Origin of the sequence: Actinokineospora auranticolor (genome assembly GCF_041897805.1) — a bacterium.
GTDB classification, from domain to species: Bacteria; Actinomycetota; Actinomycetes; order Mycobacteriales; family Pseudonocardiaceae; genus Actinokineospora; species Actinokineospora auranticolor.
In genome coordinates, this window is record NZ_CP154825.1 from 6,387,383 (window position 1) to 6,405,057 (window position 17,675).

The following is a 17,675-nucleotide window of genomic DNA, read 5'->3' on the forward strand; positions in this document are numbered from 1 at the left end:
CCGCTGCTTTGATCTCGACGACGGCGGGGCGCCCGGCCCCGTCGAGGTCGACGCGCACGTCACGGCGGTGGTGGGAACCGTGGCGGCTCCGGTCGACGACGGGACTGTCGACCTGTCGCCTGCCGAGCAGCGCCGACCCCACCGCGCACTGTCCGGGATGGACCGCGGCCACCGGTGACCGGGGTCAGCGGTCTCCCCGGGCAGGCCGCGCTTAGGATTCTCGCTCGTGTCCAGCCCCGAGAAGCGCGCCCCGAAGCGCCCACCCGTCCCGCCCGGCCTCGTCGTGGTCGACAAGGCGCCCGGCATGACCTCGCACGACGTGGTCGCCCGGGCGCGGCGGATCATCGGCACCCGCAAGGTCGGCCACGCGGGCACGCTGGACCCGATGGCCACCGGCGTGCTGGTGCTGGGCATCGAGCGGGCCACGAAGCTGCTGGGGCACCTCGCGCTCGACCGCAAGACGTACCTGGCCAACATCCACCTCGGCGCGTCGACCACCACCGACGACGCGGAGGGCGAGGTGCTCTCGACCGCCGACGCGTCCGGGGTCGCCGACGAGGCCATCGCGGCCGGGATCGCGGCGCTGACCGGCGCCATCCAGCAGGTGCCCAGTTCGGTGAGCGCGGTCAAGGTCGACGGCAAGCGCGCGTACGCCCGGGTCCGCGCGGGCGAGGACGTCCAGCTGCCCGCCCGGCCGGTCTCGGTGTTCCGGTTCGACCTGCTCAACACCACGCGCGAGGGCGGTGTGGTGGCACTGGACGTGATGGTCGACTGCTCGTCCGGCACCTACGTCCGCGCGCTGGCCCGCGACCTGGGCGCGGCCCTGGGCGTCGGCGGGCACCTGGCGGCGCTGCGGCGCACCACGGTCGGCCCGTTCGACCTGCGGATGGCGCGCACGCTGGAGGCGCTGGAGCAGGAGCCGGGGCTGTCGCTGGACATGGAGGCCGCGGTGGGCGCCGCGTTCCCGCGCCGCGACCTGGACAAGGTGGAGGCGATCGCGCTCTCGCACGGCAAGCGCATCCCGGCGGCCGGGATCAACGGCACGTACGGCATCTTCGACCCGGCGGGCAAAGCGGTGGCGCTGGGCGTGGACGAGGGCGCGACGGCGCGGGCGCTGGTGGCGCTGAACGTGCCCTGACCGTCTACTGTGGAGCGCCGACCACCGCCCAGCGGCCCGAGCGCATCCGGGCCAGGACGGTGGCCAGGCGGATCAGCATGAAGAGGGTGAGGCCGGTCCACACACCGGCCAACCCCCAGCCCATGGCGAGCGAGAGCCAGATCAGCGGCAGGAAGCCGAGCAGCGCGGACGCGAGGGTGGCGGTGCGCAGGAACCGCGCGTCGCCCGCGCCGAGCAGCACACCGTCCAGGGCGAACACGACGCCCGCGACCGGTTGCAGCGCGACGAAGAACCACCAGGCGTGCGGGATCTCGGCCAGCACGGCGGCGTCACCGGTGAAGGCGCGCGGGATGACCGCGACGAGGCAGGCGAAGACGACCCCGAGGGCGATGCCGAACACGAGGCCGTAGCGGGTGAGTTTGGTCCCCAGTTCGCGGGCCTCGCGGTCGTCCCCGCGCCCGAGCGCCGCGCCGACGAGCGACTGCGCCGCGATGGCCAGGGAATCCAGTACCAGTGCGAGGAACGTCCACAGTTGCAGGACGACCTGGTGCGCCCCAACGGCTCCGACGGACGTGCGCGCGGCGACCGTTGTCGCGGAGACGAAGCAGGCCTGGAAGGCGAGGCTGCGCAGGACGAGGTCGCGGCCGAGGACCAGTTGCGCGCGCATGACGTCCGGGCGCGGCCGGAGCGGCACCTTGCGCAGGGCGCCGAGGAAGAGGGCGGCGCCGACGGTTTGGCCGATGATGTTGGCGTAGGCGGAGCCTTGGAGCCCGAAGCCCGCGGTGTGGACGAGGAGCGGGCAGAGGACCGCGGAGACGCCGTTGCCCGTCAGGACGTAGTAGAGGGGCCGTCTCGTGTCCTGGACACCGCGCAGCCAGCCGTTGCCCGCGAGGGTGATGAGGATCATCGGGACACCGCAGAGCGCGACGCGCAGCCAGGTCGTGGCGGCGTCGGCCAGTGCCCCGTCGCCCGCCAGCACCCGCGCGACGGGGGCGGCGAAGAGCTGGCCCAGTCCCATGAGGAGGAAGCCCGCCGCGATGGCCAGCCAGGTGGCCTGGACGCCCTCGGTGACGGCCTGGTCCCGGTGCCCGGCGCCGTGCAGGCGGGCGGCGCGGGCGGTGGTGCCGTAGGAGAGGAAGGTGAGCTGGGTGGAGAGCTGGGCGAGGACGATCGCCCCGACCCCCAGCGCCCCCAACTCGGTACCCCCGAGATGCCCGACGACGGCGGTGTCCACCAACAGGTACAACGGCTCGGCGGCGAGCACGGGAAGGGCCGGAACGGCCAACCGCAAGATCCGCCGCAACGGCGAGCCGTCCACGTTGCCTCCCCAGGTTCGGTACCCGTCCCATCATCCTCCCGGATGTGGACTCGGCCACCGGGGCCAGGTGCGGACGTCCCCGGGAACGACCAGGAGAGGACCGGACCTCGTCGTCGCCGAGCGCGGATACCGACCACCACAAGCCTTTGCCGACGCGGTACTCGAGACTGTCGGCCGGATGTCCGCCTTTCTCCGCCCGTTTGGCACCTGTCGTTCGGCTTCCGCGCGTGTCAGGATCGGCGGATGTCGACAGGGGGCAATCGTTGGCTGCGGCTCGGCGGGGTGGCCGTGGGGGTGGTCGCGGCGCTGGTCATCGCGGTGACGGTGTGGTACCAAGCGGTGCCCACACTGGACGACCTCAAGGCGGAGGCGGGGCTCAAGGGCAAGGCCGAGCTGGTCATCGGGGTGAAGGTGGACATGCCCGGCATCGGCCTCTACGACCCGGAAACCAAGACCTACTCCGGCTTCGACGTCGACATCGCCTACCTCATCGCCGCCGACCTGGGCTTCCAGAGCGACGAGGTGCGGTTCCTGGAGATCCAGAACGAGGACCGCAGCCGGATGCGCGGCGTCACCGGCGAACGCGTCGACCTGGTCATCGCCACCTACAGCGCGACGCCGGAGCGGGAGGCGGGGCGGCAGGTCAGCTTCTCCGACCCGTACCTGGAGACCGAGCAGTCCGTCGTGACCCGCAAGGACCACGGACCGGTGCTGGCGCTGTCCGGGCTCGCGGGCGAACGGGTGTGCACGCTGAGCACGTCGACCTCCGAGGGCCCGCTGCCCAAGGCGGGCGCGAAGGTCGTCTACGAGGACACCATCGCCGCGTGCATCGCGAAGCTGCGCTCGGGTGAACTCGACGCCGTCACCACCGACGCGGTCATCCTCGGCGGGTTCGTCGAGAAGTACCCCGACGAGTTGCGGCACCACGACATCGGCCTCGAAACCCCCGAGCTGTGGGCGGTCAACACCGGCGGCAACGAGGCGCTGCGCAAGCTGGTCAACATCTCGCTTTACAACTCGCGCAACGACCCGGCCGACAAGCGGTGGGAGAACGCGTTCGACAAGCACCTGCGGCCGATGCAGAAGGCCAGCCCCAACCAGCCGAACCCGATCGACGAGCAACCCGAGGTGGCCGAGGTCGAGGTCCGGCGGTGGCCGTGGGAGCGGCTGAGCGGGCTCGTCCTGCCGGTCCGGTGAGCCGGGTGAGCGGCCCCGACGAGCCCCGCAACCGGCAGTGGGCGTTCACCTTGCTGCCCGCGTTCCCGATCCTGCTGCTGGTGCTGCGGCTGTGGGAACTCAGCGGCCAGGACCTGAACACGATGTTGCTGCTCGTGCAGCACGTGAACGCGTTGGAACTGGCCAGTTCGCTGGTCATCAGCCTCCTGGAGACACCACCCGCGCTGCTGCTCACGGGCTACGTGCTCGGCTCCCTGTCGCTGGTCAGCACCGAGGGGTCACCGCCGACCCGGCTGGAGACGGCGGTGGAGCGCACACCGGACTGGGCCATCACGCTGATGGTGATGTGGTCGGCGGTGGTGTGGCAGCTGCGGTTCCTGCCCGCCCTGGTGATGCTGGTGTGCGCCGCCGTCGGCCTGGGCGTCCGCCGCCGGGGGCGCCAAGACCTGGTGACGCCGGTGTGCGTGGTCCTGCCGATCGCGGTCGGCGTGGGGGAACTGTTGTGGTTCGGCCCGGCGATCGTGGAGGCGCTGGGCTTGGGTGACGTCCCCTTGGCGCTGTTGCTGGGCCTGCCCCCTCTGTTGGGCCCTTTGCTGACGGGCCCACTCCCCCACCTGGTGGCCCGCCCGGTGACCCACGGCCTGGTGACCATCGGCGCCTTGGTGACGCCTTTCCTGCTGATGGCGATGTTCCTGCGCGTCCCGGTACTCCCGTCGGTCGCGGTGGAACTCAAACCGGCGAGCGGCCAACCGGGAACCATCGTGCTGGGCAACGTGGTCACCGTCGACGACACCATGACAACCATGCTCGACGACGACCGCACCGTGCGGTTCGTGGCCAACGACCTGATCGTGGCGAAGTCCCTGTGCCAGGGCGAGCAGCGGATCCCGTACAGCCCGGTCCGCGCCCGCGGCTGGCTGGTGGAAACCGCCGCCCTGGAGTGGCTCCTCACCCGGAAGCTCCCCCAGGGCGACACCGACCCCCGCTGCGAGGGCCGCCTCCCCTGACGCCCGCGCCCTGCCCCGGCCGTGGCACACCATTCGACCTAGAGAACAGGCGGAGTCGACGGGCCAGCCGGACAATAGCCCCATTTCCCGACACGCAACAATAACTCTTTGTCACGCGATTCACCGCACAACAAGCATTTACTGGTCAGAATCGATTAGACCGATCGGCGCAACCCGGCGGAATTACGCCATTCGGCGCTCACCAGCGCACTTCACCCCTGGCTAAGGTCCCCGTTGGCTACACCGGATGGGTTGCGCGCACTGGGGGCGAGAATGATTCATCGGCCGTCGCTTTTTGCCGTCCTGTTATCCGCACACCGAAAATTGGCCTCTCGACGCGCGTTGGTCGCGTCGATCATTGTCGTACTGACCACGACGCTGATGTCCGTTCCGGTCACGCGCGCGGTCGCCGCGGGACCCCGGCCGCCGAAGGTGAACGCGGCCAGGGTGGTGCCCACCACCGAGCTGAAGACCACTCCCCTCAAGCCGCCTGCGGCCCCGCCGCCCGCGCGCTCGGCGGCCACGGCCTGGCCTGCCGCCGCCGAGGCCGTCGTGGTGCCCAGCGACCCGAGGTCGCGCGTGGCCGCGCGCGCCGACCGGACGCCGGTCACCATCACGACCGCGGGCTCGGCGAAGAGCCTGTCCACCAAGGGTTCGGTCCGGGTCAAGGTCGCCGACCGGGCGTCGACCGAACGCGCGGGCGTGGTGGGGGTGCTGCTGTCGGTCTCCCCGGCGAGCGCCGCCGACCCCGGGCCGGTTTCGGTCGGATTGGACTACTCGGGCTTCCGTGACGCGATCGGCGGTGATTTCGCCGGGCGGCTCCGCATGGTCCAACTCCCCGCCTGCGCGCTGACCACCCCCGAAGCGCCCGCGTGCCGCACGCACTCCCCCATCCCCTCCCGCAACGACAGCAACGCGAAGACGCTGTCCGCGGACGTCGCGCTCCCCACCGCGGGCGCGGCGGCCAAGGCACCCGAACCCGTCGTGCTGGCCGCGGTGGCCGGTGCCGAGGGGCCGAGCGGGTCGTTCGCCGCGACTCCCCTGTCCCCGGCGGGCAGCTGGTCGGTCGACGGCAACTCCGGCGCCTTCACCTGGAGCTACCCGGTGCCGGTGCAGACACCCGCGGCGGGCGGCGCGCCCGCTGTCGCGCTGTCGTACAACTCGTCCTCAGTGGACGGCCGGACGTCGACCACCAACGGCCAGTCATCGTGGGTCGGCCAGGGCTGGGACTACGACCCGGGCTTCGTCGAGCGCACCTACCGCACCTGCGCGGACGACAAGACCCTGCCCGCCGCGCAGCAGACCGGGGACCTGTGCTGGTCGGGCCACCTGATGACCATGAGCCTCAACGGCCGCACGGTGTCGCTGGTGCGCGACGACACCACGGGCGCCTGGCACCCGCAGAGCGACGACGGCTCGCGCGTCGAACTCGTCGAGGACACCGCGCCGGGCAACAACGGCACCTACCGCGGTCAGTTCTGGAAGATCACCACGACCGACGGCACGCAGTACTTCTTCGGCCGCACGCGGGGTCCGGGACACACCAACCAGGAGAGGACCAACTCGGCCTACCCGGTGCGGGTGTACAGCCCGCGCAACGGCGACCCCTGCTACAACAGCGCCGGTTTCGCCCAGTCCTGGTGTGACATGGGGTGGCGGTGGAACCTCGACTACGTCGTGGATCCGCGCGGCAACGCCATGGCGTACTACTACGACCCCGAGACCAACTACTACGGCGCGAACAACCAGAACACCGGCGTGGTCTACACCCGCGGCGGCACGCTCAAGCGCATCGACTACGGCCTGCGGCTCATCGGCGGTTCGATCTACACGCAGACCACCCCGAACCAGGTCGTGTTCACCACCGCTGAGCGTTGCGTCCCGGCGGGCGGGTTCACCTGCGACCCGGCGCAGTTCACCGTGGCCAACGCGCTGAAGTGGCCGGACACGCCGGTCGACCAGAACTGCGGCGCGAGCGGCTCCTGCGCCAACCACGCGCCGACCTTCTGGTCCCGCAAGCGTTTGACGACCATCACGACGTACTACAACACCGGCCAGGGCCCGGTCCCGGTCGACAGCGTCCAACTGGGACAGGACCTGCCCGCGGTCGCCGACTCGGAGCTGCGGCTGGACTCGTTGACCCACACCGGGCACGTCGGCGGCACGATCACCCAGCCCGCGGTGCGGTTCACCAGCCAGGTGTACGACAACCGCGTGCAGGGCTACGGCAACATGTCCGGGTTGGCGCACTGGCGGTTGACCAACATCCAGGGCGACACCGGCCTGATCATCACGGTCAAGTACAGCGACAAGGACTGCACCGCCACCACGGTTCCCACGAACCTGTCCGCCAACACCAGCCGGTGCTTCCCGGTCTACCGGACGCTGCCCGGCAACCAGAACCCGACCCTGGACTTCTTCCACAAGTACGTGGTGACCCAGGTCCTGGCGCAGGACCGCAACCAGTACTCGCCGGACCAACAGACCGACTACACCTACCTCGGCGGCGCGGCCTGGCACTACGACGACAACGAGCTGGTCAAGCCGGAATACCGCACATACGGCCAGTTCCGCGGCTACCGCACGGTCGAGGTGCGCAGCGGCGACAACACGCACGTCGTCGAGGCCAACGCCCCACCGGACAAGCGAACGCTGACCCGCACCACCTACTACACCGGCATGGACCAGGACATCCTGCCGAACAACGCCCGGCGGTCGACGAGCTTCACCAACTCCCTCAACGAGTCGGTCGTCGACACGGACCAGCTCGCGGGCAGCGCGCACGAGATCCAGACCTTCGACGGCGACGGCGGCAGCCGCGTCAGCACGGCGCTGAGCAACGGCGTCGTCATCGGCACCACCGCGACCCGCGGCCGCGCGGGTCTCGACCCCGCCAAGGCGACCCTGGTCGGCACCCAGCGCAGCCGCTCGATCACCGACCTCGCCGCGGGTGGCACCCGGAGCAGCGGCACCCTCAACCGCTACGACACCCTGGGCCGCGTGGTCTCCACCACCGAGACCGCCGACGGGCTGCCGTCGATGTGCACCACGAACACCTACGCCGACAACACGACCTCCTGGATCCGGTCGCTGGTCAGCGAGGTCCTGGTGTCGCAGCAGGAGTGCCCGACCAACGGCGCGGCTCCCGCTCCCGTGGTCAGCGGCGCCCGAACCCTCTTCGACGGCAGCGCCGCGCTCGGCCAGGTCCCGGGCGCGGGCAACCCCACCACGACGATCACCGCCACAGCCAACAACAGCGGCACGCTGACCTGGACCAGCACCGGCTCCGCGACGTTCGACGGGTCCGGTCGCACGCTCACCAAGACCGACCAGCGCGGCAAGGTCACGAGCATCGCGTACACCCCGGCCGAAGGCGGGGTGCTGTCCAAAACGGTCACCACCAACCCGAAGTCCCAGACCTCGACGATCGAGGTGGAACCCGCGCGCGGCAAGGCGGTCCTGACCACCGACGTCGGCGGCAGGCGCACCGAGATGGCCTACGACGCGCTGGGCCGCCTGGTGTCGGGGTGGCTGCCGGGCAGGCCGAGGTCGGGTCTGCCGTCGATGGAGTACACCTACCTGCAACGCACCGACGGCCCGTCCGCGATCACCAGCCGCAAACTCGTCGACTCCGGCGCGGCGCTGAACCAGATCGTCGCCGTCGAACTCTACGACGCCTTCGGCAAGGTGCGGCAGACGCAGACCGAGACCGCGTCGAACAAGCGCCAGGTCATCGACGCCTTCTACGACTCGCACGGCTGGGAGGTGCGGGCGAACAAGCGGTACCTGACCGCCGGAGCGCCGAGCACCACGTTCGTGGCCGTCGACGCGTCCACAGTGGACGACCGGACGGCGACCGCGTACGACGGGTTCGGCCGGGAAACGCTGAAGACCTCGTACCAGGGCACGACGAAGGTCGCCGAGACCCGCACGGTCTACGGCGGCGACCGCACGACGGTGGTGCCCCCGCCCGGTGGCACCACCGAGACGGCGGTGACCGACACCCGCGGCCGCAAGGTCCAGCAACTGCGCTACAGCGCGCCGCCGACGATCAACGGCAACGTCGTCAGCGGCGGGACCGCGCAGTCCACGACCTACCGGTACACCGCCACCGGCCTCATGGACCGGATCACCGACAACGCGGGCAACACCTGGTCCTACGACTTCGACTTCCTCGGCCGCAAGACGAGCCAGACCGACCCCGACAGCGGCACGTCGACCGTGGCCTACGACCTCGCGGGCCTGGTCACCACGACCACCGACGCGCGCGGCCGCAGCCTGGCGCACGAGTACGACGACCTGGGCCGCAAGACCGCCACGTACTCGGGCACCGTGCCCAACCCCAACAACAAGCTCGCCACCTTCACCTACGACGGCGCCACGAACGGCGCGGGCAAGCCGTACACCGCGACCCGCTACACCGCGGACGGCACCTTCATCACCGCCGTCACCATGTACGACACGGCGGGCAACCCGAACCGGCAGGTCACGCAGGTACCGGCGGCCGTCACGGGGCTCAACGGGACCTATACGACCAACTACGCCTACACCACCACCGGTCAGGTCAGCTCGATCACGCCCGCCAACGGCGGTGGCCTGCCCGGGGAGACGATCTCCATCGGGTACGACCGGTTCGGCAAGCCGACCAGCGCGGCCGGGTACAACACCTACGTCCTGGACTCGACGTACACCGACTACGGCGAGGCGCTGCAGTACACACTCGGCCCGTCGAACAACAAGGCCTGGCTCAGCTACGACTACGACGCGCACACCCGCCGTCCGATCGGGATCAACCTGTCGGTGCAAGCGGCGGCGGCGCAGTCGGTCGACGACACCCGCTACACCTACGACGCGGTCGGCAACATCACCAAGTCGATCAACACGCGCGGCGACGGGGTGGGGGCGACGACCCGCACCCAGTGCTACGGCTACGACGCCCTGAACCGGCTGGAGAAGGCGTGGACCGCGACCGACGCGTGCGCCGCGGCCCCGTCGTCGAGCACGGTCGGCGGGCCGGACGCGTACTGGCTGTCGTGGTCGTTCGACTCGATCGGTCTGCGCGCGCAGCAGGTCAAGCACGGTGTGGGTGGCAACGGTGACACCACCACGAACTACGCCTACCAGGCGGGCAAGGTCCACGCGCTGTCCGGCACGACCACCACGGGTCCGTCGGGCACGACGACCCAGTCGTTCGGCTACGACACCGCGGGCAACACCACCACCCGCGGCGACCAGACCCTGACCTGGGACGACGAGGCGCGGCTCAGCAAGGTCACCACCCCGACGGGGTCGACCTCGTACACCTACGACGCGGACGGCTCACAACTCCTGCGCCGCACGGCGACGGAGACGACGCTGTTCCTGCCGGGCCAGGAGTTGGCCCGCGACAACACGACCGGCGTGGTCACGGGCACGAGGTACTACACCCACAACGGCACGCGGGTCGCGCAACGGGTGGGTGGGGGCAACCCGGTCTACCTGGTGGGCGACCTCCAGGGCACCAGCTCGGTGGCGGTCAACTCGGTCGGCTTCGCCGTCACCCGCCGCACCATGGACCCGTACGGCAACCCCATCGGCGGTGTGACGAACGGCCCCTGGCCCAACCAACGCGGGTTCCTGGACCAACCGGTGGACCAGACCACCGGCCTGACCGACATGGGCGCCCGCAAGTACGACCCGGTGACGGGCCGCTTCCTCAGCGTGGACCCGGTGCTGGACGAGAACGACCCGGACCAGTTGTGCGGGTACTCGTACGCGAGCAACAACCCGGTCTCCAAGTCCGACGCCACCGGCCTGATGGCCATCGTCATCGGAATCGGCGCGAAGGGCGTCGACGAGGCCCAGCGCATCGTGGGCGACCTGCAGGCGCACGGGTTCCAGAACTACCGCACGGCCCAGATCTCCAAGCTCAGCGGCGTCTTCCTCAACCGCTGGTCGGCACAGGGTCCGTACAACGCCTCGTCCCTGGTCCCGTTCGTCATCTACTTCGTCACCTTCGTCCGCTGGGCGGACTGCAGCCCGGCGAAGCCCGCGAGCAAGCCCGCGTTCCGCCCCAACCCGTTGGACCGCAAGCAGCAGGCCGCGTGGAACGCGAAGCACCCCGAGCCGCCACCCACGCCCGCCGACCGCAGTGTCCGCGAACAGCTCCGCGACATGCTGGTCGCCTTCACCGGCGTGGACGACCTGGTCAGCTGCTTCAAGGACGGGGACTGGGCGAGCTGCGCGGGCTTCTTCGGCCCCATGGCGGTAGGCGGCGCCGCGGGCTGGGCGGGCAAGAAGATCATGCAGGGCGCCTCGAAGGGCGTCCGCGGCGTGCGCAGCTCCGCCGGACACTCACAAGCCGACAACGTCATCCCAGGAGGGCGTTCCGACGGCGAGACGGTGTTCTCCGGACACGGCTACTTCGACGAAGAGAACGGCGAAGCCGTGGTACCGGAGGGGACCACGCTGCACATGTACACCAAGCACGGGGGCTTCGTCGATGACGACGACATCATCCCGGTGGAGATGGGCGCACGCGTCAAGCCCACCGAGACCTTCCGTCCAGGCGACCGTCTCCCGAACTACACCTTGGACAGCCCTGACGAACTCTGGGTCGTGTCCGGCTCGTACACCGTCGACGGCCCGACGCTGCTCAGTGAACTCCTACGACCCAATATGGGAATATGCCACTGGGCAGCGTGCCGTGAGATCTGAACAGGAGACCATGTCGCCGTGACGAGGTATGAGGATCTCACCCCCTACGAGTACTCCAAGCTGAGGCCACCCTGGCGGGCGGCGGTCAACATCGGTTGGCTCGAACCAGACGCGCCGTACGCCGTGGGTCCCGTCGAGGACGGTGTGGTCGACATGCTCGTCAGGCTGTCACACACCCACATCGCCAACGTGACCCGAGGGATCTACCGATGCCGGTTCTGCGGCGCGTTCAAGCTCTCCCTGAACGTGCCCGAGATTTCCGGGGCCTCAACCCTGTTGGGACACGCGGAGATTCACTTCAAGGGGCATGACGGCACCGTGTACGCCGCGCCGTCGCTCATAGCGCACTACGTGGCCGAGCACGACTACTCGCCGCCGAGGCAGTTCATCGAGGCAGCGTGGGAGGTCGACCGCTCGACGCCACGGGTTCGACACAGCCGGGGCGTACCGGTGAACGGTTGACCCGAGGCCGAAGGGCGGGTTGCCCGGTCCTGGACCGGGCAACCCGCCCTTCGGCGTTGTCAGGGGTTGCCGCGCCAGAAGTCGGCCTGTTTGGCCGCCATGGCTTCCGTGAACTGGGCCGCGGTCATGTTGCCCTTGAGCAGGCTCGCGTGCAGCGGGTTCAGGACCTCAGAAATCCAGCGGCCGCCCGCGATGGCGTTGGTGCCGTCCAGCACGAGGGCGTGTTCGGCGTTCGTGTCGTACAGGGCGGTGCGGATGGGGCTCAGCACGGCCGGGACCGGCAGGTCCGCGCGGACCGCCAGGCTGTCGGCGACCGAGGGGAAGCCGGTCAGGTTGTCGCGGTTGAGGGTGTAGGCGATGAACGCCTTGGCCGCCGCCACGCGCTTGGCCTTGGCGGGGATGGCGAAGCCCACGGGGAGGTACTCGACCACGTCGTGGCTCGCGCCGCTGGGCTGGGGGAAGCGGAACGGGGCGAAGTCCGCGGTCTGGTCGCCGCCGCGCTGGGACAGCAGCTGGCGGGCCTCGGCGGGGATCTCGCTGGTGCCGAACAGGTACGCGGCCTCGCCCGCGGCCCAGCGCTCGCGCATCTTCGGGTACGGGGCGTTTTCCCAGCCCTCCAGCAGGTAATTGCCCTTGGCGAACCGTTCCACCAGGTCCGCAGCGCGCTGCAGGCCCGCGTTGTTGCGCCAGGCGTCGCCGGTTTTGTCCTGGGCCGCCTCGGACAGCTTGCCCGCGCCGACATAGCGCAGCGCGACCTGCGCGAAGACCGCGGCATTCACCGAATCGAGGCCGTTGTCCTGCGCCACGGCGGGCAGGCCGTCGCCTTTCGCCTTGTCGAACAGCGCGAACAGCTCGTCATCGGAGGTGGGCGCCGAGAAGTCGGTGATCCGATTCTTGTCGTACCACCAGGAATTTCCCAGCAGCATATAGGGAATCTCGAAGATCTTGCCGTCCGACGCCTTGTTCTGTGGAATGTCGAAGTACGCGGCGGGCAACACATCGCGCACCTTCTGCTCGTTCTCGCCGATGGCCAGGTCGAGCACGTCGTCGACCGGGCGGGTGCCGCCCGCGTCGGCCACCAGGCCCTTGACCTGGCTGACGTCCTGGTCGAACAGGTCCGGTCCGGCACCGGTGGCCAGCGCCGGGACCACGTTCTGGCGCAGCAGGTCACGGCCCAACCACTGCACGTTCACCTTCACACCGGTCTTGTCCGTGAAACACCGGATCACCTTGCTGAGCACGCGGCCCTGCGGTTCGTCGGCGTTCCACATCGACCAGTAGGTGAACTCCTTGTCGCCGTCCGGTCGCACTCCGATGTCGGCGCACGGCGCGCCGAGGAAATCCTCCGCTTTCAGCGGCGACACCTGGTCGTTGTCGCCCGACGGCGCGCCGGTACCGCACCCCGCGAGAACCAGGGCGACGGCCGCCGCCAGCGACGAGAGCCGGATAAGTCGCATGTCACCACCTGATCGCGCGCGGCGACGGCGAACTCGCTCGCCGTTACCGCAAACTGTGCGCGCGGCCGCCCGATAACGAGCACCCATCACCACTCCCGGGCACCGCGGCCGCGCTCGGTCTGCTAACGAATGGTTTATACCATCAGTCCATAAGATGACAGACCGATTCGCCGACACACGTGCCGAATCCGAGACATTGCCCGGCCGTCATGAAATCGCCCGACCGCGCGCCATGTGGTTATCCACCGACCGCGCGGGCCATTCGTGGCCACAGTGGACGACGGGTCAGGCGAACGCGTTCTTGATGGTGACCAGCACGTCCTCCGCCGACCCGGCGGCCGGGAAGCCCGCGGCGAGGCGGTGCCCGCCCCCGCCGAGCGAGGCCGCGACCGCGCGCACGTCGACGGCGCCGACCGACCGCAGGGACACCGACCACCGGTTCGGCGCCAGCTCCTTGGCCACGGCCGCCACCCCGGCCTCGGTGACGGTGCGCAGCAGGTCCACCACGCTGTCGGCGTCCTCGGCGTCGAGCCCGGTCAGGTCGGTCAACGACACCACGGTGACCACCAGGCCGTGGCCGTCGGCCGCGTCCGGCACCAGCTGCGCGCGGGACAGCGACCCCGACACGAGCCCCAACCAGGCGAACGGGTGCGAGTCCATCAGCTCGCGGGCCACCGCGCTCGGGTCGACGCCCGCCGCGATGAGCCGCGCGGCGGTGGTGTGCGTGGCCGGGGTGGCGCGGCGGAACGAGCCGGTGTCGGACACCAGGCCCGCGTACAGGCACTCCGCGATGTGCGGGGTCAGCTCGGCGCCGAGCTCGTCGAGCAGGTCGAGCACCAGCACGGCGGTCGCCACGGCGGTGTCGTCGATGACGTGGTCGGTGCCGAAGCGGGTGTTGGACACGTGGTGGTCGACCACCAGCACCCGCCCACCGGCGGCGACGGTGGCGGGCACCCGGTCGGCCAGCGCGCCGAGGCGCTCGATGCTCGCGCAGTCCAGCGCCACCACCAGCGGCGGCGCGGCGGGCACCTCCGCGACCGGGACGACCAGCCCCTCCCGGTCGAGGCCGCGCAGCGACCGCGGCACGTCCGCCGGGAACCCGAAGGCCACCCGGACCGCCGCCCCGCGCGCCGTCAGCACCGAGGCCAAGGCCAAGGCGCTGCCCAGCGCGTCGGCGTCCGGGCTCACGTGCGCGAAGAGCGTCACATCGGGTGCGTCCCGCAGCAGGTCCGCGGCGTTGGAAAGATCGGTTGTGCCCACGTCCCCAGAATCACCGGGCGCGGGGGCGCTGTCCAGTCGGGCAGGTCAGCGCTTGCCCAGGGACTCGCCGATGAACCGCAGCACCTCGGGCATGATCCGCTTCCAGTAGTCCGCGTTGTGCCCGCCACCGGAGAACGCGGCCGGGTTGGCGCGGGCCCGGTCGGCGAACTCGCGGGCCGCGGCGTACTGCGGGTCCTCGGTGCCGCACCAGACCGACACCGGCAGCGACGAGATCGCGGTCAGGTTGCGGGTGGGCTCCGCGCGCTCCCATTCCTGCTGGTTGGCGTAGATGCCGGAGGAGCGGGCGTCGTCCCACGAGCCGTAGACCGCGGGGCTGACGGCGGCCAGCAGCGACAGGCCCGGGGTGCGGGCGTACTCGAACGCGCCGACCGCGCCACCGCCGACGCCGAGCGCGGCGAACGGGGTCGCGGCCAGCTCGGTGCGGGCCAGCCAGTCCGGCAGCTCCTCGGCCAGCATCTTCTGCGCCGGGCCCAACCAGGTCTTGGCACCGCCGTCGACCGCGACGATGGCGAACGGCTTGGTGCCCGCGCGGACCGTGGCGGTGAGCAGCGGCGGCAGGTCGAGACCGACGAACTGGGTGGCGTCGGCGCCCTCGGCGTGCAGCGCCAGGCAGACCGGCAGCGCGCCCGCGACGTCCCGGGGGCGCATCACGACCATCTTCACGTCACCGATGGACGAGCGCCACACCAGGTTGCTGACCGACGTCGCGTCGACGGCGGCCTGCGTGGTCGCCTTGGTGGTGGTCGTCGTCGGCGCCGAGGCCGCCTGCTGCTTCTGCGCGCCGCAGCCCGCGAGCGCCACCGCGGCGCCCGCCATGAGGAAGCCGCGTCGGCTCCATCGTCCGTCCACTGTAGAACTCCCGGGGTGGGGCCAGTCGACCGGTGTCGGGCGCACCGGGGACATAAGGTCTACACCACGAACCTCAGATGTGCGAGCCTATGAACGACATCGCCTCCGGCAGCGCGCGCCGCCAGTAGTCGGCGTCGTGCCCACCGTCACCGGTCCTGGCCACGGCGGGTTTCGCCGTGTCGATCAGCTGGTTCGCCGACGGCAACAGCGGATCCGCTGTGCCGCACCACACACCGAGCGCGGTCTTGCCGAGCTCGGCGACGTGCAGCAGGGGCTCAGTCTGCTCCCACAGGGCCCGGCCGGGGAAGACGTCGCGCGCTTTCGCCTGGGCCCAGGTGGGGAACAACGCCGGGCTGAGCACGGCGGCGGCCCGGACCTGGCCGGTGTGCGCGCGGACGTAGTTGAGCGCGCCGTAGCCGCCCATGGACACCCCGAGCACGGCGAACGGCTTGGTCGAGACGCCGAGTTCGGCCAGCCAGGCCGGGAGTTCGTCGGTGAGCATGGCCTGGGGGTCGTCGCCGGGGTCGGTGCGCACCCAGTAGGTGGCGTCGCCGCCGTCCACGGCGACCACGGCGTACGCGGCGGCCGCGGAGAGGTTGTCGCCGACGCCGAGGTCGGTGAACTGGTTCGCGTTGGCACCCCGGCCGTGCAGCGCGAGGCAGGTGGGGAGCGTGCCGCCGTCGTCGGCGAGGCCGTCGGGGCGGTAGACGAGCAGGCTCACCTCGCGGCCGCGCGCCTTGGAGAAGACTTTCCGGGACTCGAAGAGCGGCGCCGGGGGCTTGGTGGTGGGCGGGTCCGTGGGGCCCGGGATGGGGGTGCGGACGTCGCTGAGCGGGGTTTTGTCCTGACGCAGCGCCCAGGCGCCGAAGATGCCGAGGCCGACGGTCGTGGCCGTCCCGCCGACGGCGAGGCCGATCACCTGGCGTCGCGACATTCGACCGGACATGGGCTCCTCGGGGTGTTGCGCGGTCGCGTTCACTCTACCGGCCGAACGGGTGAGCTTCCCGTAGTCGCGCGGCGCGCGGGACCGGTTAGCTCGATTGTGGAGTCTCCGGGCGGGCGGAATACCGGCGCGGCGGGAAAGGCGAGGTCGGCGGCGGGCGGAATGCGGCGGCGCCGGGTTCGGGGTGACCTCGGGAATGCGCCCGAAACAAGATCAAGTCATGCCTCCGGCCCCCGGTGTCCATTCTACCGGCGGGGGCGGACAAAACGGGAAGATCAACAGCGGGGCTGTGGACAACTCGGGGCGAGCGCGACCGGCAAGCGCGACCGCCGGATCGAGCCGGGCCGAGCGGCGTGGAGCCAGGCCGAACCGGGACCAGACCGGACCTGGCCGGACCGGGCCTGCCTGCCAGGTCCGGCAGTCGGGCAATCGGGCAGTCGGGCAGTCGGGCAGTCCACATCGGCGTTGACTGTCCTCTGTGCACAGAATGCCGGAAAGACTTGTGGGGAAAGGAAAATCCCGCCCCCACGCGAAGGCGGGAGCGGGATCTCCAGGTCGGGCGAGGAACTAGTCCTCGTCGTCTTCGTCTTCCGGCTTCGGGGCGCGGTACGGGTCGGCCTCGCCCGCGTACACGGCACCCGACGCCTGGGCGGCGACCTCGGCGTCGGCCGCGCGGGCGCGGGCCAACAGGTCGTCGATCTTGCGGGCGTCGTCGGGGACGGTGTCCGCGACGAAGGTCAGGGTGGGGGTGAACCGGACACCCGTCCCCTGGCCGACCAGCGTGCGCAGCACGCCCTTGGCCCGTTCCAGGGCCGCCGCCGCGCCCGCGTGGTCGGGCTCGGCGTCGAGCTTGTCCCCGAGGACGGTGTAGTAGACCGTGGCGTCGTGGAGGTCGGCGGTGACCTTCGCGTCGGTGATGGTGACCCGGGCGAGCCGGGGGTCCTTGACCTCGTGCTCGAGGGCGGAGGCCACGATCTGGGAGATGCGCTTCGCGAGCTTGCGCGCGCGGGCTGCGTCAGCCACGACGCTCCTTCTTTCCTTGTTCGGTTCGGCTGAACCCGGGCTCAGTCGTCTGGTCCGAGCCACCGGCGGCGGGCCGAGAGCAGTTGCAGCTCCGGGCGACCGCTCACCAGGCGCTCGCAGGCGTCGAGCACGTCGTTGACGTGGGCGGCGTCCGCCGCGACCGCGCAGACGCCGATCAGGGCCCTGCGGTGCAGGTCCAGGTGACCGGCTTCCGCGACCGCGACTTCGAATCGCTTGCGCAGTTCGGCCACCACCGGCCGGACCGCGGAGCGCTTCTGCTTCAAAGAGTGGACGTCCCCGAGCAGGACGTCGAGTTCGAGGGCACCGACATACACCAGGCATCAGC

At 70.7% G+C, this 17,675-nt stretch carries 12 protein-coding genes; 5 read left to right on the plus strand and 7 right to left on the minus strand.

The genetic code is table 11. From position 1 onward, the window contains the following. Positions 1–226: 226 nt before the first annotated feature. Positions 227–1,138 carry a tRNA pseudouridine(55) synthase TruB gene (gene truB, locus V5P93_RS27820; RefSeq protein ID WP_104479560.1) on the plus strand — a complete coding sequence of 304 codons (912 nt, stop codon included), beginning with the start codon at positions 227–229 and terminating at the stop codon, positions 1,136–1,138. Between the two features lie 4 nt (positions 1,139–1,142). Here truB and V5P93_RS27825 read toward each other — a convergent pair whose 3' ends face one another. Further along, positions 1,143–2,435 (minus strand): MATE family efflux transporter, encoded by a 1,293-nt coding sequence (locus V5P93_RS27825; protein WP_104479559.1) that lies wholly within the window; start codon positions 2,433–2,435, stop codon positions 1,143–1,145. Between the two features lie 243 nt (positions 2,436–2,678). On the opposite strand from V5P93_RS27825, the gene V5P93_RS27830 reads away from it, so the two are divergent. From V5P93_RS27830 to V5P93_RS27845, 4 genes are all read left to right on the plus strand, one after another. Then, positions 2,679–3,632: a transporter substrate-binding domain-containing protein gene (locus V5P93_RS27830; RefSeq protein WP_181043518.1), complete on the plus strand. Its 954-nt coding sequence runs from the start codon at positions 2,679–2,681 to the stop codon at positions 3,630–3,632. Positions 3,633–3,637: 5 nt separating this feature from the next. Then, positions 3,638–4,618 carry a hypothetical protein gene (locus V5P93_RS27835; protein ID WP_104479557.1) on the plus strand — a complete coding sequence of 327 codons (981 nt, stop codon included), beginning with the start codon at positions 3,638–3,640 and terminating at the stop codon, positions 4,616–4,618. A 381-nt stretch (positions 4,619–4,999) separates the two neighbouring features. After that, on the plus strand, positions 5,000–11,314 hold the full coding sequence (locus V5P93_RS27840) for a putative adhesin (protein WP_146108040.1): 6,315 nt from the start codon (positions 5,000–5,002) through the stop codon (positions 11,312–11,314). Between the two features lie 18 nt (positions 11,315–11,332). Further along, entirely contained in the window at positions 11,333–11,776 is a 444-nt protein-coding gene (locus tag V5P93_RS27845) for a hypothetical protein (RefSeq protein ID WP_104479553.1), read from the plus strand. Positions 11,777–11,835: 59 nt separating this feature from the next. Here the strand turns inward: V5P93_RS27845 and V5P93_RS27850 are convergent, their stop codons facing one another. The 6 genes from V5P93_RS27850 to V5P93_RS27875 form a co-directional block, all read right to left on the minus strand. Further along, positions 11,836–13,233: an ABC transporter substrate-binding protein gene (locus V5P93_RS27850; protein WP_104479552.1), complete on the minus strand. Its 1,398-nt coding sequence runs from the start codon at positions 13,231–13,233 to the stop codon at positions 11,836–11,838. A 285-nt stretch (positions 13,234–13,518) separates the two neighbouring features. Further along, positions 13,519–14,493, minus strand: coding sequence for a bifunctional oligoribonuclease/PAP phosphatase NrnA (locus V5P93_RS27855; RefSeq protein WP_104479551.1), 975 nt, complete (start codon positions 14,491–14,493; stop codon positions 13,519–13,521). 45 nt (positions 14,494–14,538) lie between these two features. Beyond that, positions 14,539–15,363, minus strand: a complete 825-nt coding sequence (locus V5P93_RS27860) for a hypothetical protein (protein ID WP_146108039.1) — start codon at positions 15,361–15,363, stop codon at positions 14,539–14,541. Positions 15,364–15,436: 73 nt separating this feature from the next. Beyond that, complete coding sequence (locus tag V5P93_RS27865) at positions 15,437–16,309, minus strand: alpha/beta hydrolase family protein (RefSeq protein ID WP_104479549.1); 873 nt, start codon at positions 16,307–16,309, stop codon at positions 15,437–15,439. Positions 16,310–16,873: 564 nt separating this feature from the next. Beyond that, positions 16,874–17,329, minus strand: a complete 456-nt coding sequence (gene rbfA, locus V5P93_RS27870; RefSeq protein ID WP_104479548.1) for a 30S ribosome-binding factor RbfA — start codon at positions 17,327–17,329, stop codon at positions 16,874–16,876. 41 nt (positions 17,330–17,370) lie between these two features. Continuing rightward, positions 17,371–17,664, minus strand: coding sequence for a DUF503 domain-containing protein (locus tag V5P93_RS27875; RefSeq protein ID WP_104479547.1), 294 nt, complete (start codon positions 17,662–17,664; stop codon positions 17,371–17,373). Positions 17,665–17,675: the final 11 nt, after the last annotated feature.